An 18,709-nucleotide genomic window follows, 5' to 3' on the forward strand; every position below is an offset into this window, starting at 1 on the left:
CTCATGAAGTCGAAGAAGGCAGCAGGTCCACAAGCTTTTGCCCACACGATCGGGATTGTCGGCGGGCTTGGTTCGCTCGCGGGGGGCGACCTTTTCTACAAGCTTGTGAAGTCGCGGGCGGTGCTGGAGGACCAGGGGCGTTTTCATTTCCTGCTCGAGCAACATCCCTTCAAGGATGTGCTGCTGCCTCTGGACGCAAGCGCAAGCATGACCTCGCGAAAGTTCTACGTTTTCGAGGTGTGCAGGTCATTCGAAGCGAGCGGTGTGGATGCGATCATGCTGCCTTGCTTTGCCAGCCAGACGTTCCGCGCACAGATCCAGGAAGAGCTGGGGATTCCGGTACTGGACATGATGGAAGCCTTGGTGCGATACATCCGTCAGGTCGCGGAGCCAGGCAGTACACTCGGTGTGCTTGCTTCGGATTATGTGCGCCATTCCGGGCTCTTCGAACAAGCGTTGGGCCGCCAGTACGATGTGGTCTACCCCGACGCGCAAGCGCAGGTCGCGCTGATGGAGGCCATGTATGGCGTCAACGGCATCAAGGATGGGCACCTGAATGGCATGCCTCTGGAGTCCGTGTACCAGGCATGCCTGTCAGTGCAGGCACAGGGTGCCACCTTGGTCGTGCCGGGTATGACCGAGCTTTCGCTGGTGTGCGCCGACCTGCAGCGCCGGGGCGTTGCCGCACTGGATATCAATGAGCTCTACGCCACGTTCGCGACCCAAGGCTCAAGTGCGCCCCGTGAACTGCCTTTCAAGCTGGGTATCGTGGGTGGTGTCGGCCCTGCAGCGACGGTGGATTTCATGGGCAAGGTGGTTGCCGGTACGCCTGCGGGCCGGGATCAGGACCATATCAAGATGGTGGTCGAGCAGAACCCGCAAATTCCGGACCGCACGGCCAGCCTGCTGAATGATGAAACCGACCCGACGATGGCCATGTACGCGACCTGCAAGCGCCTGGAAAGCGCCGGTGCCAACGCAATTGCAATCCCGTGCAATACCGCTCACGCGTTTGTTGAACGCATCCAGGAGCACCTGCGCGTGCCAATCGTCAACATGCTCACCGAGACGATCGACTGGATAAGGCAAACATACGGCCGCGACAAGTCAGTCGGCCTGCTGGCGACGTCAGGCACCGTCGCCAGCCAGGTCTATCACCAGGCAGCGAGCCGCGCCGGGCTTGAGATTGTTGTGCCGGCGCCGGATTACCAGAAGCTGGTCATGGAGGCCATTTACGGTGAGCGGGGCATCAAGGCTGGCTTCACTGAAGGACTGTGTCGGGACCAGTTGCTGATTGCGGCCGAGCATCTCTCGGAAGTGGGGGCGACGGTGCTGATTCTGGGCTGTACGGAACTGCCGCTGGTGCTCAGCCACTGTGATGCTTATGAGCTGAGTGGCAGGACGGTTGCCCTGGTGGACCCCACCATGATTTTGGCACGCAGATGTGTCGCGTTGGCTGGGGGGGCAGGTAGTTAGCAGCATACTCATACGTTGCACATTCCCTGTGTGGGTTTCACCCGCAATGGGTCGGTGCCGGGTGTCTGGCGGGTACCTGGGCTTTGTTGAAATCAAGCGGCAGCCGTGATTGAGCTCGAGGGCCTCTTCGCGGGTGAACCCGCTCCCACAGGTTCAGCGCCAACTCGAAGCCCGCGCCGTCCCTGTGGGAGCGGGCGCGCCCGCGAAGCAGGCGACGCGGTGGATGGCACCGGCTTTGCCGGTGTTCGCGGGCATGCCCGCTCCCACAGGTACCGCGCAACTGCAAATGCTGATGATCGTTCATACATTTGTATGGCTGATGGCTCCGTCTATTGAAAATGGTCGATACCACCCCCCGCCAACCCCGCATAACCTCAGGCCAACACGCACTGGTCACTACTGACAAGACGAAGCCCTCTACACCAGTCGCAAACGCCAACGGGAAGCCACCAGCATGTCAGCGAAATCCGATTTGTCCCTGTTACCCAACAAACCGCTATGGTTTGCCCCGAGCGCGCCACGGGCCCGGCTGGACGGCGTGGCCGATGCCGATGTGGTGATCGTCGGTGCCGGGTACACGGGGTTGTGGACCGCCTACTACCTGCTCAAGAGCGACCCGTCGCTGCGCGTGGTGCTGCTGGAAAAGAACGCCGTCGGCTTCGGCGCCTCGGGCCGCAACGGCGGTTGGGCCTCGGCGATCTTCCCGATTTCCCTGCACCGGGTGGAGCAACTGTATTCCCACCATGCGGCCTTGCACCTGCAGGCTGCGATGAACGCAACGGTCGACGAGATCGGCCGGGTGCTGGTGCTGGAAGGGGTCGATGCCGACTATGCCAAGCAGGGCTTCCTCTCCCTGGCCCGCAGCGCCCCGCAGATGGCGCGGGCGCGTGCGGCCGTGGAGTCCTCGGCGCGCTTCGGGCTGCCTGACCAGTGGCGAGTGCTGGAGGCTGCCGAAGCCCAGGCCCGGACCGGCGCCCAAGGCACCCTTGGCGGCCTCTACACCGAACACTGCGCGCTCATCCACCCCGGCAAGCTGGTGCGTGGCCTGGCCAAGCTGGTCGAAAGCCTGGGCGCGACAATTTACGAGCAGTCGGCGGTCACCCAGATGGCCCCGGGCGTGGTGCACACCGAACATGGTTCGGTACGTGCCGGCATGACCGTGCGGGCCACCGAAGCATTCACTTCGCAACAGCCGGGCAAGTCGCGTTTCGTCATCCCGCTGTATTCGCTGGTGCTGGCCACCGAGCCGTTGCCGCGAGAGCTGCTGGCCCGGCTCAACCTCGACCACCGCCTGGCGTTCAACGACATGCGCCACCTGCGCGTATACGGCCAGGTCACTGCCGAAGGCCGGCTGGTGTTCGGTGGCCGGGGCGCGCCCTACAAATTGGGCTCGAGCATGCCCGAGCAGGCCGACCTGGTGGACAGTATCCACGGCAAGATCCACGACACCCTGCTCGAATTCTTCCCGGCCCTGCGCGACGCCCGCATCACCCACCGCTGGGGTGGCGCGCTGGGTGTTTCCCGCGACTGGTGCCCCACCGTCAGCATCGACCGCAACCAGCGCATGGCCTGGGCCGGCAACTACGTCGGTGACGGCGTGGCCACCAGCAACCTGGCCGGGCGCATTCTGCGCAACCTGATTCTCGAGCGTGATGAAGACATCAACACGCTGCCCCTGGTCAACCACCGCTCGCCATCCTGGGAGCCAGAACCGCTGCGCTGGTTCGGCATCAACAGCGGCCTGGCTGCCGCGTCGCTCAGTGATCTGGAAGAGCGCTACACCCACAAACCTTCACGTACCGCGATGCTGCTGGAAAAGCTCACCGGCGCCCATTGAAAGGAGAAACCCCATGCCTTCGTTCACCATCATCAAGCACGCCGACATCAAGGCACTGCCACTGAACCCTGCCGGTCAGCGTGCCGGCGCCGACAAGGGGGACCCGCAGATCGCCATCAGCAAGCAGGCCCCGGAAGCGGTCGGCAACCTCGGTGTGTGGGAGTGCCAGCCGGGTGGCTGGCCGGTGGTCGACCGCCCTGACACCGAGTTCACCTACATCATTTCCGGCAAGGCGCTGCTCACCGACGACAGCACCCGGGAGGTGGTGGAAGTGACCGGCGGCGACCTGATCATCCTGCCGCCAGGCTGGACTGGCCGCTGGGACGTGCTGGAAACCGTGCGCAAGGTCTACGCCATCTACTGACGCAACACTGGCCCTTTGTACCTTGCTCGGCATTTGAAAGCTGGCGCGATCCCTGTGGGAGCGGGCTTGCCCGCGAACACGGGCGAAGCCCGTGCCATCCATCGCAGTGCCTGATTCGCGGGCACGCCCGCTCCCACAGGGGCAGGCGCTCTACCAATGAATTACGGGAAAAATACAATGACCCAAACCATCATGAACTGGATCTCCGGCGCTCAGGCCGAGACCACCAGCGGCCAGCAACTGCCGGTCTACAACCCGGCCACTGGCGTGGTCACCGGCCAGGTGCAGCTGTCTGCACAAAAGGACGTGGACGCCGCCGTCGCCTCGGCCAAGGCCGCTTTCCCGGCCTGGAGCAACCTCTCGCCACTGCGCCGTTCGCGGGTGCTGAACAAGTTCCTGGCGTTGCTCAACGAGCACCGCGACGACCTGGCCCGCATGATCACCGCCGAGCACGGCAAGGTGTTCACCGATGCCCAGGGCGAGGTGATGCGCGGCATCGAGATCGTCGAGTTCGCCTGCGGCGCGCCGCAGCTGCTGAAAACCGACTTCACCGACCAGGTCAGCACCAACATCGACAACTGGACCCTGCGCCAGCCACTGGGCGTGGTCACCGGCATCACCCCGTTCAACTTCCCGGTGATGGTGCCGATGTGGATGTTCCCGGTCGCCCTGTCCACCGGCAACACCTTCGTGCTCAAGCCCAGCCCGCTGGACCCGAGCCCGAGCCTGTTCATCGCCGAGCTGCTGAAGCAGGCCGGCCTGCCGGACGGTGTGTTCAACGTGGTGCAGGGCGACAAGGACGCGGTCAACGCGCTGATCGAGCACCCGGATGTGCAGGCGGTGTCGTTCGTCGGCTCCACGCCGATCGCCAACCACATCTACGAAACCGGTGCCCGCCACGGCAAGCGCGTGCAGGCGCTGGGCGGGGCGAAGAACCACCTGGTGGTGATGCCCGACGCCGACATCGATCAGGTGGTCGATGCGCTGATCGGTGCCGCCTATGGTTCGGCTGGCGAGCGTTGCATGGCGATCAGCGTGGCGGTGTTTGTCGGTGACGATACTGCCGAGAAGGTCATGCCCAAGCTGATCGAGCGTACCCGCGAGCTGAAAGTGCTGAACGGTACCAACCTCGAAGCCGAGATGGGCCCGATCGTCACCCGCGCGGCGCTGGAGCGCATCACCGGCTACATCGAGCAAGGCGTGAAGGAGGGCGCGAAGCTGCTGGTCGATGGCCGCAACTTCAACGGCCAGGCGGCTGGCGAAGGTTGTGGTGACGGTTTCTGGCTGGGCGGCACGCTGTTCGACAACGTCACCCCGGACATGCGCATCTACAAGGAAGAGATCTTCGGCCCGGTACTGGCCTGCCTGCGGGTGAAGGACTTTGCCGAAGCGGTCGACCTGATCAACGCCCACGAGTTTGGCAATGGTGTGAGCCTGTACACCCGCGACGGCCACATCGCCCGCGAGTTCGGCCGCCGTATCCAGGTGGGCATGGTCGGTATCAACGTACCGATCCCGGTGCCGATGGCCTGGCATGGCTTTGGTGGCTGGAAGAAGAGCCTGTTCGGCGACATGCATGCCTACGGTGAGGAAGGGGTGCGCTTCTACACCAAGCAGAAGAGCATCATGCAGCGCTGGCCGCAAGCCATCGCCAAGGGGGCGGAGTTCGCGATGCCGACCAGCCACTGAGGCATTCGGCTAGCTGACAGCAAACGGCCCCGCCCACGCAGCGGGGCTGTTTGCATTTCAGGGGGTACTAGCGATCAGTACTCCCAGAAGATCCGCTGCAGCTCCTTGCTGTCCTGGGTCCTGGTCATCGCCACCATCGCCAGGATCCGCGCCTTTTGTGGGTTCAGGTCATGGGCCACGACCCAGTCGTTCTTGTCATCCGGCTGTTCGGCGTTGCGCAGCACGAAACCACCTTGGTTGACGTGCGACGAGCGAATGATCTGCACGCCGTTCTTGCGCAGTTCCTGCAGCGCCGGCACTACCCGCGACGACACCGAACCGTTGCCGGTACCGGCATGGATCAGTGCCTTGGCACCATTCTGCGCCAGCGCCTTGTAGGCGGTGTCGGTGACGTTGCCATAGCCATAGGCGATGTCCACCTGCGGCAGGCTGCTGATCTGCTTGATGTCGAACTCGGAGTTGACCGTGTGGCGCTTGGCCGGCAGGCGGAACCAGTAGGACTTGCCTTCCACCACCATGCCCATCGGGCCCCAGGCGCTCTTGAAGGCTTCGGTCTTGATGTTGAGCGCCTTGCTCACATCGCGGCCGGACTGGATCTCGTCATTCATGGTCACCAGCACGCCCTTGCCGCGCGACTGCTTGTCGCTGGCCACGGCCACGGCGTTGTACAGGTTGAGCATGCCGTCAGCGGACATGGCGGTGCCCGGGCGCATCGAACCGACGACCACGATCGGCTTGTCGGTCTTTTCCACCAGGTTGAGGAAGTAGGCGGTTTCTTCCAGGGTGTCGGTGCCGTGGGTGATGACGATACCGTCCACGTCCTTGCTTTCGGCAAGTTCGGCAACGCGTTTGCCCAACTTGAGCAGGTCGTCGTTGGAGATGCTCTCAGAGGCGATCTGCATGACCTGCTCGCCGCGTACGTTGGCCAGGTCGGCCAGTTCCGGTACGCCGGCGATCAGCTTGTCGACGCCCACCTTGGCGGCCTGGTAGGTGGCGCTGTTGGCGGCGCTGGCGCCAGCACCGGCAATGGTGCCGCCGGTGGCGAGAATGACCACGTTGGCCAGCTTCTGCTGGGTTTCGGCTTCTTTGGCCGAGGCGGTGGTTGGCAGCACCAGCAGCAGGGCGAGTGCGCTGGGGGCGAAGGTTTTCAGTGCGGCATTCATCGTTATTGTTCTCTCTCTTCCTAATGAGATGGTTGTTTTGTCGCACAGGGTGCAAGGCAGGTTTCGTACCAGGCATGTGCGCGCTGCCTGTAGGAGCGGCCTTGTGTCGCGATGGGGCGCGTAGCGGCCCCAGATTCACGGGCGAATACACAAATTGCCGGGGGCTGCTGCGCAGCCCATCGCGACACAAGGCCGCTCCTACATGAAGGGGTGTTCCATTCGAGATTCCGAACAAACGTAGGAAAAGACGTTCGGCTTTTCGGAAAAAATCCGGATAAACTGCCCCAGGCTCGACTTGACCTCCCACAGCCAAACGGATTTGACAAACCCCGGTCCTGTTTCCATAGTTAGGCAACGCAAACGTTTGCGATCCGACAAAAAACACAAGATCCGGAGTCATCGTCCATGAAACTGCCGTTCCCCGGTCGTCTGCTGGCCCTCGCGGTCATTTCCTCGCTGTCCCTGGCCCTGCCGTTTTCGGCCGCCCACGCCGAAGACAAGCCCAAGGTCGCCCTGGTCATGAAGTCGCTGGCCAACGAGTTCTTCCGCACCATGGAAGACGGCGCCAAGGACTACCAGAAAGCCCACGCCGATGAATTCGAGCTGATCGCCAACGGCATCAAGAACGAGACCGACACCGGCGAGCAGATCCGCATCGTCGAGCAGATGGTCAACGCGGGCGCCAAGGCCCTGGTCATTGCCCCGGCCGACTCCAAGGCGCTGGTATCGGCGGTGAAGAAGGCCATGGACCAAGGCGTGGTGGTGATCAACATCGACAACCGCCTGGACCCTGAACTGCTCAAGAGCAAAGGCATCAGCGTACCCTTCGTGGGCCCCGACAACCGCAAGGGCGCGCGCCTGGTCGGCGACTACCTGGCCAACGAGAAGCTCAAGGCCGGCGACCAGGTCGGCATCATCGAAGGCGTGCCGACCACCACCAACGCCCAGCAGCGTACCGCCGGCTTCAAGGACGCCATGGAGGCCGCGCAGATCAAGATCGTCTCGGTGCAGAGCGGCAATTGGGAAATCGACAAAGGCAACGCCGTCGCCGCCTCCATGCTCAACGAATACCCCGACCTGAAAGCCCTGCTGGCCGGTAACGACAGCATGGCCCTGGGCGCCGTGTCGGCCGTGCGTGCCGCCGGCAAGACCGGCCAGGTGCAAGTGGTGGGCTACGACAACATCAACGCCATCAAGCCGATGCTCGCCGATGGCCGTGTGCTCGCCACCCTCGACCAGGCGGCCAGCCAGCAGGCGGTATATGGCATCCAGGCGGCGCTGAAAATGGTCGAGGGCGAGAAACCCGACGTGGATGCCGACAACGTCATCCAGACCCCGGTCCAACTCATCACCAAACCCTGATTGCTGGCAGGAGAAACGGCCATGCCTGCATCGGCCAATGAAGTGGTGCTCGCCGCCAGCGGCCTGGGCAAGACCTACGCCCAACCCGTGCTCGGCGAGGTCAGCCTGAACCTGCGGGCCGGCGAAGTGCTGGCGCTGACCGGTGAGAACGGCGCCGGCAAGAGCACCCTGTCCAAGCTCATCAGTGGCCTGGAAACCCCCACCACCGGGCACATGCACTACCGCGGCCAGGCCTACGCGCCTGGCAGCCGCAGCGAGGCCGAGCGCCTCGGCGTGCGCATGGTCATGCAGGAGCTGAACCTGCTGCCCACGCTGACCGTGGCGGAAAACCTGTTCCTCGACAACCTGCCCGGCCGCTTCGGCTGGATCAGCCAAAAGCGCCTGCGCCAACTGGCCACGGCCGCCATGGCCCAGGTCGGCCTCGACGCCATCGACCCGGACACCCCGGTCGGCGAGCTGGGCATCGGCCACCAGCAGATGGTCGAGATCGCCCGCAACCTGATCGGCGACTGCCATGTGCTGATCTTCGATGAACCCACCGCCATGCTCACCGCGCGCGAGGTGGAGCTGCTGTTCACCCAGATCGAGCGCCTGCGCCAACGTGGCGTGGCCATCGTCTACATCTCCCATCGCCTGGAAGAACTGCAGCGCGTGGCCCAGCGCATCGTCGTGCTGCGCGACGGCAAGCTGGTGTGCGACGAGCCGATACAGCGCTACAGCAGCGCCGAACTGGTCAACCTGATGGTCGGCCGCGAGCTGGGCGAGCATATCGACCTGGGCCGCAGGCAGATCGGCGCGCCGCTGCTCAAGGTCGACAAGCTCAGCCGTGCCGACAAGGTGCGTGAAGTGTCATTCGAGGTCAGGGCAGGGGAGATCTTCGGCATCTCCGGCCTGATCGGTGCCGGCCGTACCGAGCTGTTGCGCCTGATCTACGGCGCCGACCGTGCCGACAGCGGCAGCATTGCCCTCGGCCAGCCACCGCAGGTGGTCACCATCGACTCGCCCAAGGCTGCGGTGCAGGCCGGTATCGCGCTGATCACCGAAGACCGCAAAGGCGAGGGCCTGCTGCTGACGCAGTCGATCAGCGCCAATATTGCCCTGGGCAACCTCGGCGCGGTATCACGGGCCGGGGTGCTCGATGGCGAAGCCGAAGCGGCCTTGGCCGAGCGCCAGATCCAGGCCATGCGCATTCGCAGTGCCGGCCCGCAGCAGGTGGTGGGCGAGCTGTCTGGCGGCAACCAGCAGAAGGTGGTGATCGGCCGCTGGCTGGAGCGCGATTGCCAGGTGCTGCTGTTCGACGAGCCCACCCGTGGCATCGACGTCGGCGCCAAGTTCGACATCTATGGCCTGCTGGCCGAGCTGGCGCGCCAGGGCAAGGCCCTGGTGGTGGTGTCCAGCGACCTGCGCGAGCTGATGCTGATCTGCGACCGCATCGCCGTGCTGTCGGCCGGTCGCCTGATCGACACCTTCGAGCGTGACCATTGGAGCCAGGACCAGCTGCTGGCCGCGGCCTTTGCCGGTTATCAGAAACGTGACGCACTGCTGCATGACGCAGCTCCCAGGATGGATGCATGAAAACCACCCCGCTCGACAGCCAAGGCGCCGCACCGGTGCGCCGCAGTGGCACCTATCTTGGCCTGGGTACCTACCTGGGCCTGGCCGGCGCCTTGCTGGCGATGATCGTGCTGTTCTCGTTCCTCAGCAGCCACTTCTGGTCGTACAACACCTTCAGTACCCTGGCCAACCAGATCCCCGACCTGATGGTGCTGGCGGTGGGCATGACCTTCGTGCTGATCATTGGCGGCATCGACCTGTCGGTGGGCTCGGTGCTGGCGCTGGCAGCCTCCACGGTCAGCGTGGCGATCCTCGGCTGGGGTTGGGGCGTGCTGCCCTCGGCCCTGCTGGGCATGGCCGTGGCCGCGCTGGCCGGCAGCATCACCGGCGGCGTCACCGTGGCCTGGCGCATTCCGTCGTTCATCGTTTCGCTCGGGGTGCTGGAAATGGCCCGCGGCCTGGCCTACCAGTTCACCGACTCGCGCACCGCCTATATCGGCGATGCCTATGCCTGGTTCTCCAACCCCATCGCATTCGGCATCTCGCCGGCGTTCATCATCGCCTTGCTGGTGATCGTGCTGGCCCAGTTGGTGCTGACCCGCACGGTGTTCGGCCGCTACCTGATCGGCATCGGCACCAACGAAGAGGCCGTGCGCCTGGCCGGCATCGACCCGCGCCCATACAAGGTGCTGGTGTTCGCCCTGATGGGCCTGCTCGCCGGCCTGGCCGCGCTGTTCCAGATCTCGCGCCTGGAAGCGGCAGACCCCAATGCCGGCTCCGGCCTGGAGCTGCAGGTGATCGCCGCCGTGGTGATTGGCGGCACCAGCCTGATGGGCGGGCGTGGCTCGGTCATCAGCACCTTCTTTGGCGTGCTGATCATTTCGGTGCTGGCCGCAGGGCTGGCGCAGATCGGTGCCAGCGAACCGACCAAACGCATCATCACCGGGGCGGTGATCGTCATCGCCGTGGTGCTCGACACTTACCGTAGCCGGCGTGCAGGCCGGCGGAACTGAGAACATGGCAACCATCAAAGACGTCGCGGCACTGGCGGGCATTTCCTACACCACCGTGTCCCATGTGCTGAACAAGACCCGGCCGGTCAGCGAGCAGGTGCGGCTGAAAGTCGAAGCCGCCATCGCCGAGCTCGACTACGTGCCCAGCGCCGTGGCCCGCTCGCTGAAGGCGCGCAGCACGGCCACCATCGGCTTGCTGGTGCCCAACAGCGTCAACCCGTACTTCGCCGAACTGGCGCGGGGCATCGAAGACGCCTGCGAGCGCAACGGCTACTGCGTGATCCTGTGCAACTCCGACGACAACCCGCAGAAGCAGCGCAGCTACCTGCGTGTACTGCTGGAAAAGCGCATCGACGGTCTGGTGGTGGCGTCGGTAGGCCAGGACAGCGACCTGCTGCAAAGCCTGGCTGGCGTGCGCACGCCGATGGTGATCGTCGACCGCGAACTGGATGGCGTCGATGCCGACCTGGTGCGCATCGACCACGAGCAGGGCGCCTACCTGGCCACCCGTCACCTGCTGGAGCTTGGCCACCGCGACATCGCCTACATCGGCGGCCCCGCCGAGACCGGGGTCACCCAGCTGCGGCTGAGCGGCTTCCGTCGCGCCATGGCCGAGGCCGGCGCAGCGGTGCTGGGCGACCGCGTGCTGCACTGCGACTTCACCAGCCCGGGGGGCCATGCGGTGGCAAGCCGGTTGCTGGAGGGCAAGCGGCCCACGGCGATCTTCGCCGGCAACGACATGATCGGCTTCGGCGTGCTGCGTGCCGCGGCCGAACGCAATATCAACGTGCCTGGCGAGCTGTCGGTGATCGGCTTCGACGACATCGAACTCAGCCGCTATGTGTACCCACCGTTGACCACGGTGGGCCAGTCGATCCGCGAGTTGGGCGAGAGCGCCGCGTCGCTGTTGCTGGCGCGTATCGGCACACCCCGGCAGGGCGCGGCGGAGCAACGCATCGTCGCCCCGCGCATCGTGCTGCGCGAGTCCACCGGGCCGCGCCCGGACCTGTTCAACGATTACCGCTAACGCTAAGGAAATGTCATGAGTGCCAAGGTCGTGGTAGTCGGTAGCCTCAACATGGACCTGGTGGCCCGCGCCCAGCGCCTGCCCCGGGCCGGCGAAACACTCCCCGGCGAAAGCTTTTTCACCGTGCCGGGCGGCAAGGGGGCCAACCAGGCGGTGGCCGTGGCGCGCCTGGGCGGCAGCGTGGCGATGATCGGCAACGTCGGCGACGATGATTATGGCCGGCAACTGCACCGGGCCTTGTATGTGGAAGGCATCGACTGCCAGGGCGTCAGCACCTGCCAGGGCGTGTCCAGCGGTGTGGCGCTGATCACCGTGGATGCCGCCAGCCAGAACTGCATCGTCATCATCCCTGGTGGCAATGGCCTGCTGACGCCGCAGTCGGTGCAGCGGTTCGATGCGCTGCTGCAGGCAGCCGAGGTGATCATCTGTCAGCTGGAAATACCGGCCGACACCGTGGCCTGGACCCTGGCCAGGGGGCATGAACTGGGCAAGCGGGTGATCCTGAACCCGGCGCCGGCGACCGACCCCTTGCCGGCGGGCTGGTTCGCCCACATCGACTACCTGACGCCCAACGAAAGCGAGGCCGAAGCCCTGACCGGCGTGGCGGTGGCTGATCTGGACAGTGCCCGGCGCGCCGGTGAGCGCTTGCTGCAACTGGGCGCGGGCAAAGTGATCATTACCCTGGGCGCGCAAGGGGCCTTGCTGGTCACCCGTCAGGGCCACCAGCACTTCCCCGCGCCGGTGGTGCAGCCGCTGGACACAACGGCAGCCGGCGATACCTTCATCGGCGGCTTTGCCGCTGGCCTGGTGCGCGGCCTGGAGGAGGGCGAAGCCATCGCCTTCGGCCAGCGCGCCGCGGCCCTGTCGGTTACCCGCGCCGGTGCCCAGCCGTCGATTCCCTACCTGGCGGAGCTTGCGCCATGAAGAAGACCCCACTGCTGAACGTCGCCCTGTCGCGGACCATTGCCGGCATGGGGCATGGCGACATCCTGGTGATCGGCGATGCCGGGCTGCCGGTGCCGCCGGGCGTCGAACTGATCGACCTGGCCGTCACGCCCGGCCTGCCGGATTTCGCCAGCGTGTTGCGGGTTGTGCTGAGCGAATTGCAGGTAGAGCGCCACGTGCTGGCCGAAGAGATGCAGAAAGTGGTGCCACCGGCGCTGGTCGAGATCGAGCGGCTGAAGGGCAAGCTGGGCAAGCGCGAATGGCTGAGCCATGAAGAATTCAAGGAATTGTCACGCAGTGCCCGTGCGGTAGTGCGCACCGGCGAGTGCCAGCCCTACAGCAACATCGCGCTGATTTCCGGCGTGACCTTCTAGCTCGTCGCCCCCTGTGGGAGCGGGTTCACCCGCGAACACCGGCGAAGCCGGTGCCATCCACCGCGCTGCCTTCTTCGCGGGTAAACCCGCTCCCACAGGGATTTGCGGTGTATCAGGAATACCAATCCAGGCAACAGGAGTGCCACCCATGCTCAAACCCTTGTTACAAGGAATCGCCCTCATGGCCGCAGCCACCACCCTCCAGGCCGCCCCCATCGACCTGATCATCGACACCGACCCCGGCGCCGACGACGTGGTCGCGCTGTTCCTGGCCATGGCCTCGCCCGACGAGCTCAACATCCGCGCCATCACCACCGTGGCCGGCAACGTGCGCCTGGAAAAAACCTCGCGCAACGCCCGCCTGGCCCGCGAATGGGCCGGCCGCGAAGACATCCCCGTGTACGCCGGCGCCGCTCGCCCGCTGGTGCGCAAGCCTATCTACGCTGCCGACGTGCACGGTGAAGAAGGCCTCACCGGCATCCAGGTCCACGAACCGAAAGCGCCGCTGGCCCAGGGCAATGCCGTGCAATACCTGGTCGACACCCTTGGCACCGCCAAGCCCCACAGCATCACCATCGCCATGCTCGGCCCACAAACCAACCTGGCCCTGGCGCTGATCCAGCGCCCGGATATCGCCAAAGGCATCAAGCAAGTGGTGGTCATGGGCGGTGCCCATTTCAATGGCGGCAACATCACCCCGGCGGCGGAATTCAACCTCTATGCCGACCCGCATGCCGCCGAAGTGGTGCTGGCCAGCGGTGTGCAACTGACCTACCTGCCGCTGGACGTCACCCACAAGCTGCTGACCAGCGATGCCCGCCTCAAGCAACTGGCGGCGGTGAACAACCAGGCCAGCAAACGGGTGGTGGATATCCTCAACGCCTACATCACCCACGACATGGACCTGTACGGCATGCCCGGCGGCCCGGTGCACGACGCCAGCGTCATCGCCTACCTGCTCAAGCCCGAGCTGTTCAGCGGCCGGCGCATCCATATGAGCATCGACAGCCGCGAAGGCCCCAGCTTCGGCCAGACCCTTGCCGACTGGTACGGCGTGCTCAAGCAGCCAGCCAACGTGATGTGGGTGGAGGAGGGCGATGCCCAGGGCCTGTTCGACCTGCTCAGCGCCCGTTTGGCGCGATTGGAATAGCCGTGTGCGGCGCGTAGCGCTCGAACACCTGGTCGAAGAAGCTGCGTGCCGCCTCGGCGCCGCGATCGCGCACCAGCAGGTCGATGGCAATCAGCAGCAACTCCTCCGGCGTGCCAGGGCTGTACGCGCTCTGGCCTTCGGCCCATTTGACCTTGATATCGGCTTCGATGCTGTGGCTGCTCATGAAAGGCTCTCGCTTGGGGCCCGGGACGAAGGGGCGAACACCTGACCCTGGTGTTCGATGGAGGCGGGGTGCGCTCCACTTCTTGCACTAAATCATGACTTTGCGTCAGTGACCTTGCGGCTTAAGCATATGGCAAACGCAGCAGGTTGTGCAAAATCCGGTCACGATTGCGTTTTCGCCTCGGCTGGCGAGTTCAGGCAGACTTGACCGGTTTTGCAACAAAAGATCAGCGGAACTGTCGGATCAGACAGTTCCCGGACCGATTTAGGAGGCTTCATGTTCCGTACCCGTGCTTACCTGGCAACCCTGGCGGTGGCTGCTGTCCTGGCTGGTTGCAGCACTGGTGGCAATTCTGCTGGTGGCGCTGCGCCAGCCACGCCGGCAGGCAACGATGGCCGCTGCGAAGCCAGCGGCGCCGATTTCGCCATTGGCAAGCTTGCCAGCGCCGAGCTGCTGGAGCAGGCGCGCAAGGCCAGTGGCTCGCAGATGGCCCGCATTCTCAAGCCGCACGATGTGGTTACCCTCGAGTACCGCTCCGAGCGCTTGAACCTGAATGTGGACGAGCAGGGCAAGGTGGTTCGCGTCAACTGCGGTTGATACAGCCCGGAGGATCGACGCGGTCCCTGTAGGAGCGGCCTTGTGTCGCGAAAGGGCCGCAAAGCGGCCCCGGCCATTGATGCTGCGAAGCTGAAACCCTGGGGCCGCTACGCGCCCCGTCGCGACACAAGGCCGCTCCTACAAAAAGCGAGCGCGTGCAGCCTGGCAAACGCCCATAAAAAAACCCGCCACAAGGGCGGGTTTTTTTACAGCTATCCGAATTACTCCGGACGAACCTGTGCAGCCTGCATGCCCTTCTGGCCGCGCTCGGCGACGAAGGAAACAGTCTGGCCTTCTTTCAGGCTCTTGAAGCCGTCAGATTCGATGGCCTTGAAGTGAACGAACAGGTCGTCGCCGCCGCCTGCTGGGGTGATGAAGCCGTAGCCTTTCTCATCATTGAACCATTTGACGGTGCCTTGTTGGCGATTGGACATGGGTGAATCTCCAGAACATTTAGTTTTTTCAGTGGTGCAATGCGGCCGAGGCTACGGAGCACGGGACACATCATAGTCTAATTCTGCGCATCTAGCGCCTTTTACCTTCGCAGGATATTGATCCAGCTCAAAGAATGGCTGGTCTGCTCCGGCTTTAAGGTTTCAGCTCTTCGGTGCGCAGGCCTGTTTCACGACCGTCTGGGCCTTCTGCATCAGCTTGGCGTCCACGCCATCGTTGCTGTCGAGGTCGGCAATCTCCGCGTCGGTGAAATTCTTTTTGATGGTTTGCGCGCCACAGTCGCAGTGTTTTTTCGCGGTCGCAGCGTCAACGCCTTGGCCTTGAGCCACTTGCGTGCACTGGCTCATGTAGGCGGCTTCCTTCCCGGCCGGGAAGTTGCCGGCGTTCGCAGCCATGGGCAGCAGCAGGGCCCCAGCGGCCGCCAGGGCCAGAAGAGACGGAACTCGCATAACCAGTTACTCCTTGGGTTAAGGTCTCATCAAGAGTAGGTTGCTTCCCAAGGTCTGATAGGAATTTTTCCGCGTTAGTTCACCGCTGCGGCGTAATTTCCAAATATTTCTGCCTGGCATGCAACCCGCGTGCTAGCATGCCCGGCTTGCAGCTGACAACTTGCAGCCTGCAGCTATCTTTTTTCTTTCCAGTCACTCTGGTTCGTCCCTGGCAAGCCGAAAGGCTTCTGCCACTGTGAGGCAGGCTTCCCGTTGCGGGAAGGCAGGTCGGATCTTGTACTGGCTCATCCCAACCCACGTGACCTTTGGTAGGGGTCACCACTAGGAGAGGAGGCGCCATGCCCGTTATTACTCTTCCCGATGGCAGTCAACGTTCGTTCGATCATGCCGTATCCGTAGCCGAAGTCGCCGCTTCCATCGGCGCCGGCCTGGCCAAGGCCACTGTGGCCGGCAAGGTCGATGGCAAACTGGTCGATGCCTGCGACCTGATCAGCAACGACGCCACCCTGCAGATCATCACCCCTAAAGATGAAGAGGGACTGGAGATCATCCGTCACTCGTGCGCCCACCTGGTCGGCCACGCGGTGAAGCAGCTGTACCCGACCGCCAAGATGGTTATCGGCCCGGTCATCGACGAAGGCTTCTACTACGACATCGCCTACGAGCGCCCCTTCACCCCTGAAGACATGGCCGCCATCGAAAAGCGCATGATGGAGCTGATCGACAAGGACTACGACGTCATCAAGAAGGTGACCCCGCGCGCCGAAGTCATCGACGTGTTCAAGGCCCGTGGCGAAGACTACAAGCTGCGCCTGGTCGAAGACATGCCGGACGAGCAGGCCATGGGCCTGTACTACCACGAAGAATACGTCGACATGTGCCGCGGCCCGCACGTGCCGAACACCCGCTTCCTCAAGGCATTCAAGCTGACCAAGCTGTCCGGCGCCTACTGGCGCGGCGATGCCAAGAACGAGCAGCTGCAACGCGTGTACGGCACCGCCTGGGCCGACAAGAAGCAGCTGGCGGCATACATCCAGCGCATCGAAGAAGCCGAAAAGCGCGACCACCGCAAGATCGGCAAGCAGCTCGACCTGTTCCACCTGCAGGAAGAAGCCCCGGGCATGGTGTTCTGGCACGCCAACGGCTGGACCGTGTACCAGGTACTCGAGCAGTACATGCGCCAGGTCCAGCGCGTCAACGGCTACCAGGAAATCAAGACCCCGCAGGTTGTCGACCGCATTCTCTGGGAGCGTTCCGGCCACTGGTCCAACTACGCCGAGAACATGTTCACCACTTCGTCGGAAAGCCGTGACTACGCAGTCAAGCCGATGAACTGCCCATGCCACGTGCAGGTGTTCAACCAGGGCCTGAAGAGCTACCGCGACCTGCCGCTGCGCCTGGCCGAGTTCGGTGCCTGCCACCGTAACGAGCCGTCCGGCGCCCTGCACGGCATCATGCGCGTGCGTGGCTTCGTGCAGGACGACGCGCACATCTTCTGCACCGAAGAACAGGTGAAGAAAGAAGCCGCCGACTTCATCAAGCTGACCCTGGACGTGTACAAGGACTTCGGCTTCACCGACATCGCCATGAAGCTGTCGACCCGCCCGGCCAAGCGCGTGGGTTCCGAAGAGCTGTGGGACCGTGCCGAAGGCGCACTGGCCGACGCCTTGAACGAATCGGGCCTGGAGTGGGAATACCAGCCGGGCGAGGGCGCCTTCTACGGCCCGAAGATCGAGTTCACCCTGCGCGACTGCCTCGGCCGTAACTGGCAGTGCGGTACCCTGCAGTACGACCCGAACCTGCCAGAGCGCCTGGATGCCAGCTATATCGCCGAAGATAACAGCCGAGTTCGCCCGGTCATGCTGCACCGCGCCATCCTCGGTTCGTTCGAGCGCTTCATCGGCATGCTGATCGAGCACTACGCTGGCGTGTTCCCGGCCTGGCTGGCACCTACCCAGGCCGTGATCATGAACATCACCGACAAGCAGGCCGATTTCGCCCTCGAGGTGGAAAATACCCTGAACGGTAGCGGTTTCCGTGCCAAGTCGGACTTGAGAAATGAGAAGATCGGCTTTAAAATCCGCGAGCATACTTTGCTCAAGGTCCCGTACCTTTTGGTTATAGGGGATCGCGAAGTCGAAACGCAGACCGTCGCCGTACGCACCCGTGAAGGCAAAGACCTCGGCTCCATGCCGGTGGCTGAATTCACGCAGCTGCTCAACAGCGCTGTTGCCCAGCGCGGTCGCCTAGAATCGGAGTAATGACTATTAAGCGTGAAATGAGAAACGATAAACGAACTGCACCGAAAGCCCCGATCAACGAGAATATCTCGGCACGCGAGGTTCGGTTAATTGGCGCTGACGGCGAGCAGATTGGCATCGTCTCGATTGATGAAGCGCTTCGTATCGCTGATGAAGCGAAGCTGGATCTGGTGGAAATCTCCGCCGACGCGCAACCGCCCGTCTGCAAGGTGATGGACTACGGCAAGCACCTCTTCGAGAAGAAGAAGCAGGCCAACGAAGCCAAGAAAAACCAGAAGCAGATCCAGATCAAAGAAATCAAGTTTCGTCCAGGGACGGAAGAAGGGGATTACCAGGTAAAACTACGCAACCTGGTACGTTTCCTTACCGATGGGGACAAGGCCAAGATCTCTCTGAGATTCCGTGGCCGTGAGATGGCCCACCAGGAGCTGGGCATGGAGCTGTTGAAGCGGGTCGAAGCCGACCTCGCCGAATACGGCTCCGTTGAGCAGCATCCGAAGATGGAAGGACGCCAGCTTATGATGGTCATCGCCCCCAAAAAGAAGAAGTAATCTCCCGGGCACGGCAGGCCTGATGATTATTGTGTAATTTTATCGAATGCGGAGTTCCAACATGCCAAAAATGAAAACCAAGAGCGGTGCTGCGAAGCGCTTCCTGAAGACCGCTTCCGGCTTCAAGCACAAGCACGCTTTCAAGAGCCACATCCTGACCAAAATGTCGACCAAGCGTAAGCGTCAACTGCGCGGTGCCAGCCTGCTGCACCCGTCTGACGTGGCAAAAGTCGAGCGCATGCTGCGCGTACGTTAATTCT

The 18,709-nt window shown here is 63.5% G+C and carries 19 protein-coding genes; 15 read left to right on the forward strand and 4 right to left on the reverse strand.

Annotated features, from left to right (window positions below; genetic code table 11):
* Positions 1-3: 3 nt before the first annotated feature.
* The 4 genes from C163_RS09385 to C163_RS09400 all read left to right on the forward strand — a co-directional run bounded on the left by C163_RS09385 (position 4) and on the right by C163_RS09400 (position 5,366).
* Positions 4-1,476: an aspartate/glutamate racemase family protein gene (locus C163_RS09385; RefSeq protein WP_025338529.1), complete on the forward strand. Its 1,473-nt coding sequence runs from the start codon at positions 4-6 to the stop codon at positions 1,474-1,476.
* A gap of 454 nt (positions 1,477-1,930) precedes the next feature.
* Positions 1,931-3,313, forward strand: a complete 1,383-nt coding sequence (locus C163_RS09390) for an FAD-binding oxidoreductase (RefSeq protein WP_025338530.1) — start codon at positions 1,931-1,933, stop codon at positions 3,311-3,313.
* A 13-nt stretch (positions 3,314-3,326) separates the two neighbouring features.
* On the forward strand, positions 3,327-3,677 hold the full coding sequence (locus C163_RS09395) for a cupin domain-containing protein (RefSeq protein ID WP_025338531.1): 351 nt from the start codon (positions 3,327-3,329) through the stop codon (positions 3,675-3,677).
* Positions 3,678-3,854: 177 nt separating this feature from the next.
* On the forward strand, positions 3,855-5,366 hold the full coding sequence (locus tag C163_RS09400) for a CoA-acylating methylmalonate-semialdehyde dehydrogenase (protein WP_025338532.1): 1,512 nt from the start codon (positions 3,855-3,857) through the stop codon (positions 5,364-5,366).
* Between the two features lie 74 nt (positions 5,367-5,440).
* On the opposite strand, the gene C163_RS09405 is transcribed toward C163_RS09400, so the two are convergent.
* Positions 5,441-6,529, reverse strand: a complete 1,089-nt coding sequence (locus tag C163_RS09405) for an asparaginase (protein WP_025338533.1) — start codon at positions 6,527-6,529, stop codon at positions 5,441-5,443.
* A gap of 405 nt (positions 6,530-6,934) precedes the next feature.
* Between C163_RS09405 and C163_RS09410 the strand changes: the two genes are divergently transcribed.
* From C163_RS09410 to C163_RS09440, 7 genes are all read left to right on the forward strand, one after another.
* Entirely contained in the window at positions 6,935-7,891 is a 957-nt protein-coding gene (locus tag C163_RS09410; RefSeq protein ID WP_025338534.1) for a sugar ABC transporter substrate-binding protein, read from the forward strand.
* Positions 7,892-7,912: 21 nt separating this feature from the next.
* Positions 7,913-9,466 carry a sugar ABC transporter ATP-binding protein gene (locus tag C163_RS09415; RefSeq protein WP_025338535.1) on the forward strand — a complete coding sequence of 518 codons (1,554 nt, stop codon included), beginning with the start codon at positions 7,913-7,915 and terminating at the stop codon, positions 9,464-9,466.
* The gene (locus C163_RS09420; protein ID WP_015269786.1) at positions 9,463-10,458 is read left to right on the forward strand and encodes an ABC transporter permease; all 996 of its coding nucleotides are present in this window, start codon (positions 9,463-9,465) and stop codon (positions 10,456-10,458) included. Before C163_RS09415 ends, C163_RS09420 begins: the two co-directional genes overlap by 4 nt.
* A 4-nt stretch (positions 10,459-10,462) precedes the next feature.
* Complete coding sequence (locus C163_RS09425) at positions 10,463-11,485, forward strand: LacI family DNA-binding transcriptional regulator (protein WP_025338536.1); 1,023 nt, start codon at positions 10,463-10,465, stop codon at positions 11,483-11,485.
* A gap of 15 nt (positions 11,486-11,500) precedes the next feature.
* A complete protein-coding gene (gene rbsK, locus C163_RS09430; protein WP_025338537.1) occupies positions 11,501-12,409 on the forward strand; it encodes a ribokinase in 909 nt (302 codons plus the stop codon).
* Entirely contained in the window at positions 12,406-12,804 is a 399-nt protein-coding gene (rbsD, locus tag C163_RS09435; protein ID WP_025338538.1) for a D-ribose pyranase, read from the forward strand. The genes rbsK and rbsD overlap by 4 nt, the downstream gene beginning before the upstream one ends.
* A gap of 148 nt (positions 12,805-12,952) precedes the next feature.
* A complete protein-coding gene (locus C163_RS09440; protein ID WP_025338539.1) occupies positions 12,953-13,954 on the forward strand; it encodes a nucleoside hydrolase in 1,002 nt (333 codons plus the stop codon).
* Here C163_RS09440 and C163_RS09445 read toward each other — a convergent pair.
* Positions 13,926-14,138: a hypothetical protein gene (locus tag C163_RS09445; protein ID WP_003260960.1), complete on the reverse strand. Its 213-nt coding sequence runs from the start codon at positions 14,136-14,138 to the stop codon at positions 13,926-13,928. The two genes, C163_RS09440 and C163_RS09445, sit on opposite strands and share 29 nt — an antisense overlap.
* 276 nt (positions 14,139-14,414) lie before the next feature.
* On the opposite strand from C163_RS09445, the gene C163_RS09450 reads away from it, so the two are divergent.
* Complete coding sequence (locus tag C163_RS09450) at positions 14,415-14,735, forward strand: I78 family peptidase inhibitor (RefSeq protein ID WP_023660761.1); 321 nt, start codon at positions 14,415-14,417, stop codon at positions 14,733-14,735.
* A 221-nt stretch (positions 14,736-14,956) separates the two neighbouring features.
* Here C163_RS09450 and C163_RS09455 read toward each other — a convergent pair whose 3' ends face one another.
* The gene (locus C163_RS09455) at positions 14,957-15,169 is read right to left on the reverse strand and encodes a cold-shock protein (protein WP_003250656.1); all 213 of its coding nucleotides are present in this window, start codon (positions 15,167-15,169) and stop codon (positions 14,957-14,959) included.
* A 162-nt stretch (positions 15,170-15,331) separates the two neighbouring features.
* Positions 15,332-15,637 carry a hypothetical protein gene (locus tag C163_RS09460; RefSeq protein ID WP_025338540.1) on the reverse strand — a complete coding sequence of 102 codons (306 nt, stop codon included), beginning with the start codon at positions 15,635-15,637 and terminating at the stop codon, positions 15,332-15,334.
* A 338-nt stretch (positions 15,638-15,975) separates the two neighbouring features.
* Between C163_RS09460 and thrS the strand changes: the two genes are divergently transcribed.
* From thrS to rpmI, 3 genes are all read left to right on the forward strand, one after another.
* Positions 15,976-17,898 (forward strand): threonine--tRNA ligase, encoded by a 1,923-nt coding sequence (thrS, locus tag C163_RS09465; RefSeq protein WP_013972004.1) that lies wholly within the window; start codon positions 15,976-15,978, stop codon positions 17,896-17,898.
* Positions 17,898-18,449, forward strand: a complete 552-nt coding sequence (gene infC, locus C163_RS09470; RefSeq protein ID WP_013972005.1) for a translation initiation factor IF-3 — start codon at positions 17,898-17,900, stop codon at positions 18,447-18,449. Before thrS ends, infC begins: the two co-directional genes overlap by 1 nt.
* Positions 18,450-18,510: 61 nt before the next feature.
* Positions 18,511-18,705 (forward strand): 50S ribosomal protein L35, encoded by a 195-nt coding sequence (gene rpmI / locus C163_RS09475; protein ID WP_003250667.1) that lies wholly within the window; start codon positions 18,511-18,513, stop codon positions 18,703-18,705.
* Positions 18,706-18,709: the final 4 nt, after the last annotated feature.

This window comes from Pseudomonas sp. FGI182, assembly GCF_000511325.1.
GTDB classification, from domain to species: domain Bacteria; phylum Pseudomonadota; class Gammaproteobacteria; order Pseudomonadales; family Pseudomonadaceae; genus Aquipseudomonas; species Aquipseudomonas putida_Z.